The 9,215-nt window shown below is 33.9% G+C and carries 9 protein-coding genes and 1 tRNA gene; 7 read left to right on the top strand and 3 right to left on the bottom strand.

Features of this window, described 5'->3' with window-relative positions:
* A partial coding sequence (locus tag VFS71_RS06860) for a heavy metal-associated domain-containing protein (RefSeq protein ID WP_326400182.1) occupies nucleotides 1-221 on the top strand: 221 nt, incomplete at its 5' end.
* A 48-nt stretch (nucleotides 222-269) separates the two neighbouring features.
* On the opposite strand, the gene VFS71_RS06855 is transcribed toward VFS71_RS06860, so the two are convergent.
* Nucleotides 270-1,025, bottom strand: coding sequence for a hypothetical protein (locus tag VFS71_RS06855; RefSeq protein ID WP_326400181.1), 756 nt, complete (start codon nucleotides 1,023-1,025; stop codon nucleotides 270-272).
* Nucleotides 1,026-1,239: 214 nt separating this feature from the next.
* A tRNA-Leu gene (locus VFS71_RS06850) sits at nucleotides 1,240-1,321 on the bottom strand.
* A 108-nt stretch (nucleotides 1,322-1,429) separates the two neighbouring features.
* Here VFS71_RS06850 and VFS71_RS06845 point away from each other — a divergent pair.
* Nucleotides 1,430-2,818, top strand: coding sequence for a dipeptidase (locus tag VFS71_RS06845; protein ID WP_326400180.1), 1,389 nt, complete (start codon nucleotides 1,430-1,432; stop codon nucleotides 2,816-2,818).
* A 218-nt stretch (nucleotides 2,819-3,036) separates the two neighbouring features.
* Nucleotides 3,037-3,477 carry a hypothetical protein gene (locus VFS71_RS06840; RefSeq protein WP_326400179.1) on the top strand — a complete coding sequence of 147 codons (441 nt, stop codon included), beginning with the start codon at nucleotides 3,037-3,039 and terminating at the stop codon, nucleotides 3,475-3,477.
* Nucleotides 3,478-3,576: 99 nt separating this feature from the next.
* Here VFS71_RS06840 and VFS71_RS06835 read toward each other — a convergent pair whose 3' ends face one another.
* The gene (locus tag VFS71_RS06835; RefSeq protein WP_326400178.1) at nucleotides 3,577-4,947 is read right to left on the bottom strand and encodes a saccharopine dehydrogenase family protein; all 1,371 of its coding nucleotides are present in this window, start codon (nucleotides 4,945-4,947) and stop codon (nucleotides 3,577-3,579) included.
* Nucleotides 4,948-5,269: 322 nt separating this feature from the next.
* On the opposite strand from VFS71_RS06835, the gene VFS71_RS06830 reads away from it, so the two are divergent.
* The 4 genes from VFS71_RS06830 to VFS71_RS06815 all read left to right on the top strand — a co-directional run bounded on the left by VFS71_RS06830 (nucleotide 5,270) and on the right by VFS71_RS06815 (nucleotide 9,022).
* Nucleotides 5,270-5,665, top strand: a complete 396-nt coding sequence (locus tag VFS71_RS06830) for a DUF423 domain-containing protein (RefSeq protein WP_326400177.1) — start codon at nucleotides 5,270-5,272, stop codon at nucleotides 5,663-5,665.
* A 72-nt stretch (nucleotides 5,666-5,737) separates the two neighbouring features.
* Nucleotides 5,738-7,339, top strand: coding sequence for a phosphoenolpyruvate carboxykinase (ATP) (gene pckA, locus VFS71_RS06825; protein ID WP_326400176.1), 1,602 nt, complete (start codon nucleotides 5,738-5,740; stop codon nucleotides 7,337-7,339).
* Between the two features lie 157 nt (nucleotides 7,340-7,496).
* Nucleotides 7,497-8,597, top strand: coding sequence for a DUF4407 domain-containing protein (locus tag VFS71_RS06820; protein ID WP_326400174.1), 1,101 nt, complete (start codon nucleotides 7,497-7,499; stop codon nucleotides 8,595-8,597).
* Between the two features lie 185 nt (nucleotides 8,598-8,782).
* Complete coding sequence (locus VFS71_RS06815; RefSeq protein ID WP_326400173.1) at nucleotides 8,783-9,022, top strand: GlsB/YeaQ/YmgE family stress response membrane protein; 240 nt, start codon at nucleotides 8,783-8,785, stop codon at nucleotides 9,020-9,022.
* Nucleotides 9,023-9,215 lie beyond the last annotated feature (193 nt).

Here is a 9,215-nt window from a genome sequence, read left to right as displayed (position 1 = left end):
GTTTTACTATTAAAGGAATGACTTGTGCGATAGGTTGTGCAAAAACAATACAAGAAGAATTAAACGGATTGGAAGGTGTAAAAACCGCAACTGTCGATTTTGAAAAAGAATTATCAACCGTTTCCTTTGACAAAACTGTCTTATCTCCTGAAAAAATTACCAAAGTAGTCGAAGCAACAGCTGACGGAAAATCCTATAAAGTGTCGAATATGAAAATTTAATTTTTTATTGACACTAAAGCAAAAAGCTTCCCAAATAGAGAAGCTTTTTTATTTGCTGTTGTTTGGCAATTTTTTCAAATCAATAAGTTCACCGTCTGCATCATAAAACTCATATTTGAAGTTTAATTTGCCTGCTGCTTCTACAATAGTAACCTTTATTTGATACGAGCCTTTTTCCCACTCTAGAATTATATCAAAAAAATATTCGCCATCACCAAAACTACTAGGAAGATTGCTAGAGTATGCTATTTTTTTGGATTTAAGGTTTAATGTATTGATCTCAATATTGTTGTAAGAACCAAACTCGGCGCTATTGATAACTTGCCCAAAGCAATCATATTCAACTCTAGCTTTTTTATTTTTTTTCCTCCATTTTGGTTCGTTATAAATATCCTTAATTGAAAAAATAACTTCCTTTAATGCACTTTTACCGATATTTAAAATAAAAAATCTAATCTCGTGACTGTACGTTAATCGATTTTTTTTCTTGTCATTGCCCTCAACTCCAACATCTTCACCAAGATCTACAGATGTAATCTGTACAATAGGAATATTATTACTTGCTAATTTACCAAAAGCTCCAATTGAATTATTTTTTTCTTCTCCATTGCTTTTAGTCATAAGACGCAATTCTTGACTTAAATTTTCAACTTTTTTACTTACTCCTTTTAGTTCTTTTGCTGCTTCTTCATTATTTTCACCTACAATAAAGCTTCCCTCATAAAGGAAATAAATCGAAAACCCTATCAAAACACATCCTAAAAGTGCTAGTATCAATATTAGCATACCTGATTTTTTTTTCATTATAATAAATGGTTGGAGAATTTTTAGATTCCACTTAATGTTGGGGAAACAAATATATTAAAATTTTCTATTTAAACCCTTATTTTCAATATTATAGAAAATTTGACCCATATGAAGATTAAAATAAAATTAAATTTAGCCTATTTAAAAAACCCTTGTGCATTTAGAAATTTAAATACATAAAAAAAGCTTCTCAAAATGAGAAGCTTTTTTGTGCGGATAATAGGACTCGAACCTACACGCCTTGCGGCACCAGATCCTAAGTCTGGCATGTCTACCAATTTCACCATATCCGCGTAATTGTGGGTGCAAAGATAATCATAACTTCGAATTTTCAAAGGATTTTTTAAAAAAAATATTCATTCTCTTTTTTGTATTTTTGATCCTCAAAAAAATTTGATTCAATGGAAGATATAAAATTGTATGTTACAAAACACAAAGATCGCTTTATCAACGAGTTAATTGAGTTGTTGAAAATTCCATCCGTAAGTGCAGACACCACTTTTTCTCAAGATGTTCTTGACACTGCCGAAGCTGTTAAAGCAAGTTTAGTAAAAGCTGGATGCGATTTTGTCGAAATTTGTGAAACTGCGGGCTACCCTATTGTTTACGGAGAGAAAACAATCGATCCAAAATTGCCTACCGTTTTGGTTTACGGACATTATGATGTTCAACCTGCTGATCCATTAGAATTATGGACTTCTCCCCCTTTTGAACCAGTTATCAAGAAAACAGACATTCATCCCGAAGGTGCTATTTTTGCCAGAGGTGCTTGCGACGACAAAGGCCAGATGTACATGCACGTAAAAGCATTCGAATACATGATTCAAAGCAATACTTTGCCTTGTAACGTAAAATTCATGATTGAAGGCGAGGAAGAGGTAGGAAGTGTTAACCTAAAAACCTTTGTGGAAAACAACACGGAAAAGCTAAAGAATGACGTGATTTTGATTTCGGATACCGGAATGATCTCCAATCAACAACCTTCTATCACAACTGGCCTTCGTGGTTTGAGTTATGTGGAAGTAGAAGTTACTGGACCAAATCGTGATTTGCATTCCGGACTGTACGGAGGTGCTGTTGCTAATCCTATAAATGTTTTGGCAAAAATGATTGCCTCATTGCATGACGAAAACAATCACATTACTATTCCTGGTTTCTACGACAATGTTGAAGAATTGTCCTTGGAGGAAAGAGCCGAAATGGCCAAAGCTCCTTTTAATCTTGACAATTACAAGAAAGCACTAAACTTGAATGATATATATGGAGAGAAAGGATATGTAACCAATGAACGTAACTCCATCCGCCCGACGCTAGATGTCAACGGAATTTGGGGAGGTTATACAGGAGAAGGCGCCAAAACCGTTATTGCGAGTAAGGCATTTGCCAAAATCTCGATGCGTTTAGTTCCCAACCAAGATTGGGAAGTCATCACCGACTTGTTCTCCAAACATTTCACCAACATTGCTCCGGCTGGAGTTACCGTAAAAGTTACTCCTCATCATGGCGGTCAAGGTTATGTAACCCCTATAGACAGCATCGGTTACAAAGCAGCCAATATGGCTTACACCGAAACCTTTGGTGTTCCCTCAATCCCAGTACGTTCAGGAGGAAGTATTCCTATTGTTGCTTTGTTCGAAAAAGAACTAAAGAGCAAAACAATACTTATGGGCTTTGGTCTTGACAGTGATGCTATTCACTCTCCAAATGAACATTTTGGAATTTTCAATTATCTGAAAGGGATTGAAACCATTCCGTTATTTTACAAATATTTTGTGGAATTAAGCAAATAAGAATTCTCAAACAATATCTAAATCCGTTCCTTGTTAGCGGATTTTTTTATGTCTACTTCCAAATGATTTTGGTTTTAATCAGGAGCTATTTACTTCGTCAGTTCCCTTCGCTCGTGTCCAGCTGTACACTATATCTGTTGTCCCCATCTGGGCTAGTTCTTTTGATTTTCTAAAAAAAAACAAACTTTATCTTACATTAAAAAAATAATTATACATTTATGATACAAAAATATTATATGCGCTCCTTCTTCATTTATCTAATGCTTATCGGATTTCTATTTAGCTGTAAACCCAAGCAACTTAATCAAAAAGTAAACAAACAGAGAGAAGGTCTTTGGATAGAAAACTACGGTCAAGACAGTTCAAATTATAAATCTATAGGAAGTTATCGTAATGGAGAACCAATAAAAAAATGGACTTATTATTTGAACGGCAAACTCATAAAAAGGGAAAACTATTCAAGCTCATACTGCAAAACAAAAAACTACTTCAAAAATGGTAAAGTCGAATCGAAAGGAAAAACAAAAACAACAACTGACGGCGAACAAACACATTGGTTTTATAATGGCAAATGGAAATATTACACCGAAAAAGGGAAACTGATTTTAATACGCAAATATGATAACGGCGAAGTAGTTTCTGAACAAGAAATAGAATGATTTTATAACTATATAAATACTAAAAAAACAAAACCCACATTTTTCAATGCGGATTTGTCCAAAAAAAAATTTAAAAAAAATCTAAAATTAAAAAAAACCTTAACTAAAAACTTTATCAGGATTGTATCCAATATAAGGCATCGCTTGCTCATTAAAAACAACTCCGTATTCTTCCAACTCTTTCAAAATAGGAAGGTATACTTCTTTGCGAATCGGAAGCTGTACTCCGGGTGTTCTAATCTTGCCATTCAATATTAACAAAGTCGCCATTGCAACAGGCAATCCTACAGTTTTAGCCATTGCAGTATAGGTTTGATCTTCCCCAATGCAAACCATTTTGGAGTCTATTTGTTTTTCTTCGCCATTAAGGACATATCCAAATTTGTGATACATCACAATCATATCCTTGTCATCTGGTTCTAAAGTCCAACTATCAGTAAGTATTTTTTCAAGAATTTGTGCAGGTGTGGCATTTTTCAATCCTACTTTTTTATTGCGATTGAACAAATCCAATTCCAACAATTTATCCCACATGATATCGTCTTGGTCAATTTTTAGAATCAAACGCATTTTGATTTCAACTGAATCTGTTGGGTGATAAGGTAAAAACGAATTCACAAATTGACGATAACTCATGTTTTCTGAGTTTTCCATAATATAACTATCGTCTGTCATCCCCAATTGCACAAACATGTTCCAAGCCTTAGAAAAACCTACTCTTCGAATCGTACCTCTATATAAGGTAAGCACATCATCAAGACCATAAACACTTCTGTATTTAAGAGAATCCCTATTCGAATAGGCCTCAAATTTACCGTAACCTTCTACCTCCAAAAATTCGGTTCTACGAAACAAATTTACATAGGGAATGTATTTATAAGCGCCTTCCTGAATAAACTTAGCAGCACCTCCTTGCCCAGCAAGCACCACATTTCTTGGCGCCCAAGTGAATTTATAATTCCATAAATTATTGTCTGATTCTGGGGCTACAAGACCTCCACAAAAAGATTCAAACAAAAGCATTTTACCGCCTTGTTCCCTAATCTCATCAATCACTTTCATGGCACTCATGTGGTCGATTCCGGGATCAAGTCCAATTTCGTTCATAAAAATTAGATTGTTTGCCTTGGCTGCCTCATCCAATTCTTGCATCGCATCGCTTATATAGGAAGCCGTCACAAGATGCTTTTTATACACTATACAATCTCTTGCTACTTCAATATGAAGATGAGCCGGCAACATGGATATTACAATGTCAGCTTTTTGAATCGCATTTTTTCTTTGATTTTCATCAAATATATCTAAAGCGATAGGGGTCGCATTCGGATGATTGTTTGTCTTTTTTTTGGCTAAAGGCAAGGACAAATCACCAATAATAAGATGCAATTCTTCTGATACCGATTTTTTCAAAAGGTATTGTATCAACGAAGAAGCAGATCTTCCTGCCCCAATAATAAGAATTGTTCTCATGAGTTATTTTATTTTAAAAACGTAACGTTATACATTTCAATATATTCTTTTTGTTAAACAGGATATTTTTATCCCTATTTAAAACAGATTACATTTTGATTATTTTAAAAATATAACACAAACATACAATATTGTTGTATTTATAACAAATGATTTTTAAAAAACATTTATAATTAAAATCAATTTGTCATTTTAAAAATGGTGAAAATATTTAAAATACCTATGATTTAAATTACTAAAAAACTACTTTTATCGTTGCATATAAAATACTTTCAGTTTAAAAATATTAGAAATACTTTTGCCTTTTATAAAACAAAAAATGATGGATAAAAAAATAATTACCACGGCGGCCATTTTTGGAATGATAGCAATAATTTTAGGTGCTTTTGGTGCTCATGCCCTAAAAAAAATACTCACTATTGAACAACTTACCACTTTTGAAACCGGTGTACGCTATCAAATGTACCATGCTTTGTTTTTATTGTTTATTGGAACAACGACAATAATTCGTCAAAAATTTAAAAAAACGATCTATAATTTGACTGTTTTTGGAGTTATACTCTTTTCTGGTTCCATTTATCTGTTGGCTACCAATTCTTTGATGCCAATTGATTTCAAAATATTTGGTTTCGTTACACCAATTGGGGGGATATTTCTTATTTCTGCATGGTTCCTACTATTTTTTGACTTAATAAAACCAATAAAAAAAGAAAAATAAAATTTAATATGGTTCTAAAAAAAATTATACTTTTGCGGTGAAATAAACAACACTCAAAAAAATTTATTTTTTATGGACAACTACGCTTTGTTTACGAAATCGATTTCGTTAAAAGAACTGGGAATTGAAAATGCCAAAATTCAGTATCAACTAACCCCTAATGAGTTACACGATATTACCATTCAATCTGGACAGGGAGTTGAAAATTCTACTGGAGCATTAGCAATAAATACCGGAGAGTTTACAGGACGTTCTCCACAGGATCGTTTCATTGTAAAAGATAGTATTACCGAGGACAAAGTATGGTGGGGAAAAGTAAATATCCCTTTTGAACCAACTGCTTTTGATGCTCTTTACAAAAAAGTTACCGATTACTTATCCAACAAAGAAATTTTTGTTAGAGATTCTTATGTTTGCGCCGATACCAATTACAGATTAAATGTTCGTGTAGTAACAGAAACCGCTTGGGCCAATTTATTTTGCCACAATATGTTTCTTAGACTTACTAATCAAGAACTAGAAAATTTCACTCCGGAGTGGACCGTGATTTGCGCTCCTGGATTCATAGCAGATCCAGCAGTAGATGGAACACGCCAAGGAAATTTTGCAATCTTGGATTTTACAAAAAAGATTGCCTTAATCGGAGGCACAGGATATACCGGAGAAATGAAAAAAGGAATATTCTCTGCATTGAACTTTATTCTACCTGTTTTCAAAAACACATTGCCTATGCACTGTAGTGCTAATGTTGGAGAAGATGGGGATACTGCCATATTCTTTGGTTTGTCTGGAACGGGAAAAACAACTTTATCTGCAGATCCAGCCAGAAAACTAATCGGTGATGATGAGCACGGATGGACTAACGAAAATACCGTTTTCAATTTTGAAGGAGGATGTTATGCGAAAGTGATCAATCTTACTGAAGAGAACGAACCAGACATTTTCAGAGCTATTAAAAAAGGAGCTATTCTTGAAAATGTGGTTTTCAAAGCTGGAACCAATGAAGTTGATTTTGAAGATGTTTCTATCACTCAAAATACAAGAGTAAGCTACCCAATTGACCATATCGATAATATTCAACCTGGTTCTATTGGAAAAAATCCAAAAAACATATTTTTCTTAACTGCTGATGCTTATGGGATTTTGCCTCCTATATCCAAACTAACTGCTGGACAAGCCGCTTACCACTTCATATCTGGATATACTGCAAAAGTAGCCGGAACAGAAGCTGGCGTTACAGAACCACAACCTAACTTTTCAGCTTGTTTTGGAGCACCTTTCATGCCATTACACCCAACAAAATATGCAGAAATGTTGAGCAAAAAAATGAAAGATGCCAATGTAAAAGTTTGGTTAATCAATACTGGATGGACAGGTGGACCTTATGGAACTGGAAGCCGAATGAAATTAAAATACACTCGTGCCATGATTACAGCTGCCTTAAAAGGACAATTAGATGCTGTTGATTATATCAACCATGATGTATTTGGAATTGCAATTCCACAATCTTGCCCAGAAGTTCCTAGTGAAATTCTAAATCCAAGAAACACTTGGGAAGATTCCGAATTATATGATAAAAAAGCCTCTGAATTGGCCTATAAATTTGAAGAGAATTTTGCTAAATTCAAAGAATTCGCAAATGCCGAAATATTGGCAGGTGCACCAATTGCATAAGTTAATTTTTAATTTACTAAAAGAGCTGTTCTTAACTGAACAGCTCTTTTTTTGTTTACAATTAAACCCATAACAAAAAACAAATCAACATTTTACAACATTATTAATTTTTTGGCGTTAAATTTGCATCATCAATCAATCAAAAATCAAATCAATCATGTTAAAACAATTCTTTATCCTTTGCTCAGGAGCTGACAAAGAGCTGCTTGAGGGCTGCTCCGAAGGCGAACAAACCAAATTCGTTGGTATTGGAGCCACCGTTTTTTTCACGGCTGTTATGGCTTTTATAGCCAGTGCTTATGCCCTTTTCACCGTATTTGACAATGTCATTCCCGCATTACTTTTTGGCTTCGTGTGGAGTTTACTTATTTTTAATCTGGATCGTTTTATTGTTTCCACCATCAGAAAAAGAGACAGCTTCGCGAATGAATTTCTGCAAGCCACTCCCCGAATTATTTTGGCTTTTATCATTGCAATCGTGATTTCAAAACCATTGGAAATTAAAATTTTCGAAAAGGAAATCAATACCGTTTTATTGAAAGAAAAAAATGCGATGGCTTTGAATAACAAAAAAGAAGTAGCCAATTATTTCAAGTCGGATTTGGACAAAAACAAAAACGAGATCAAAAGCCTTAAAGCCGAAATCGTCAATAAAGAAAAAGAGGTAAATACGCTTTATGACACCTATATCAAAGAAGCCGAGGGAACAGCCGGAACAAAAAGAATAGGCAAAGGCCCGGTTTTTAAAGAAAAAATAGCCAAACACAATTTGTCTAAAAAAGAATTGGATACCATTCGAAAAAACAATTTAGCTAAAATAGCTGTTTTGGAAAAAGGAACGAAAACATTACAAACCGATTTGGACAAGAAAGTGACCGAAACCCAGCCTATCATCGACGGGTTTGACGGTTTGATGGCGCGAATTAACGCCTTGAATAAATTGCCTTGGATTCCCTCTTTTTTTATAATGCTACTATTCTTAGCGATTGAAACCTCTCCAATTATTGCCAAATTATTGTCGCCAAGAGGAGAATACGATTATAAATTGGAAGACTTAGAAACTGCTCTCAAAGCCACTATAGAGCAAGACAAATACCAACGGGAATTATTAATAAAAACAAGCGCATCAATGCACGACAAAGTTTACGCTGATATCGCCGAGGATAAAAAATTATATGATTTGCAAAGAAAAAATGCAACCGAATTATTAGAACAACAATCCAATAATTTTGTGGAAAAGCAAATGAAAACTTTATAAAAACCACCCCCCCTGTATATAAATTCACGATAGTATTTTATCAAAATAGAGCATAATAATATCCATTATCAAACTGAAAAAAGTTTAGACACACAAATTCATTTTTTTTTATAAAATACTGATATATTGAATTTTATGTCGTTTTTTTTGTTAATTTTATTTAATTAACTTAAAAAAACAAACCTATGGAATTTTTTTATTTTCTTTTAATCGGCGCCATTTCGGGATGGCTAGCCGGGCAACTATGGAAAGGTAGTGGCTTTGGTTTAATCGGCAACATAATTGCTGGAATATTAGGTGGTATCTTTGGAGGCTGGCTTGCCGGTAAATTAGGAATTGGCGGTGGCGGCTTACTTTGGCAAATTATAATTGCGGCTGGTGGCGCTTGGATCTTGCTTTTCATAATTAGTTTATTTAAAAAATAATATCTCAGAAATAATTCATAAAAAAGGGATTTCAATTATTTGAAATCCCTTTTTTATGAATTATTCTAAATTAAAACAGTTAAAGTTTCTTAAATTCTTCTGCCATCTTTTTTTATTAAAAATACAAGACCCATTCAATTCTTGGCAGTACCATTAATTAAAATCGGTGCAACTTTTGGAGAAAGGTCCAAAT

Source organism: Flavobacterium sp., assembly GCF_035760125.1.
Classification (GTDB): domain Bacteria; phylum Bacteroidota; class Bacteroidia; order Flavobacteriales; family Flavobacteriaceae; genus Flavobacterium.
Note: the sequence above shows the minus strand (reverse complement) of the source record. Positions and strands in the feature narration are given on the sequence as shown.

What these genes read in the sequence shown, in the direction of transcription:
- pckA (WP_326400176.1), top strand. Translation starts at nt 5,738, where the DNA reads ATGGACAACTACGCTTTGTTTACGAAATCGATTTCGTTAAAAGAACTG.
- VFS71_RS06840 (WP_326400179.1), top strand. Translation starts at nt 3,037, where the DNA reads ATGATACAAAAATATTATATGCGCTCCTTCTTCATTTATCTAATGCTT.
- VFS71_RS06830 (WP_326400177.1), top strand. Translation starts at nt 5,270, where the DNA reads ATGGATAAAAAAATAATTACCACGGCGGCCATTTTTGGAATGATAGCA.
- VFS71_RS06855 (WP_326400181.1), bottom strand. Translation starts at nt 1,025, where the DNA reads ATGAAAAAAAAATCAGGTATGCTAATATTGATACTAGCACTTTTAGGA.
- VFS71_RS06815 (WP_326400173.1), top strand. Translation starts at nt 8,783, where the DNA reads ATGGAATTTTTTTATTTTCTTTTAATCGGCGCCATTTCGGGATGGCTA.
- VFS71_RS06820 (WP_326400174.1), top strand. Translation starts at nt 7,497, where the DNA reads ATGTTAAAACAATTCTTTATCCTTTGCTCAGGAGCTGACAAAGAGCTG.
- VFS71_RS06845 (WP_326400180.1), top strand. Translation starts at nt 1,430, where the DNA reads ATGGAAGATATAAAATTGTATGTTACAAAACACAAAGATCGCTTTATC.
- VFS71_RS06835 (WP_326400178.1), bottom strand. Translation starts at nt 4,947, where the DNA reads ATGAGAACAATTCTTATTATTGGGGCAGGAAGATCTGCTTCTTCGTTG.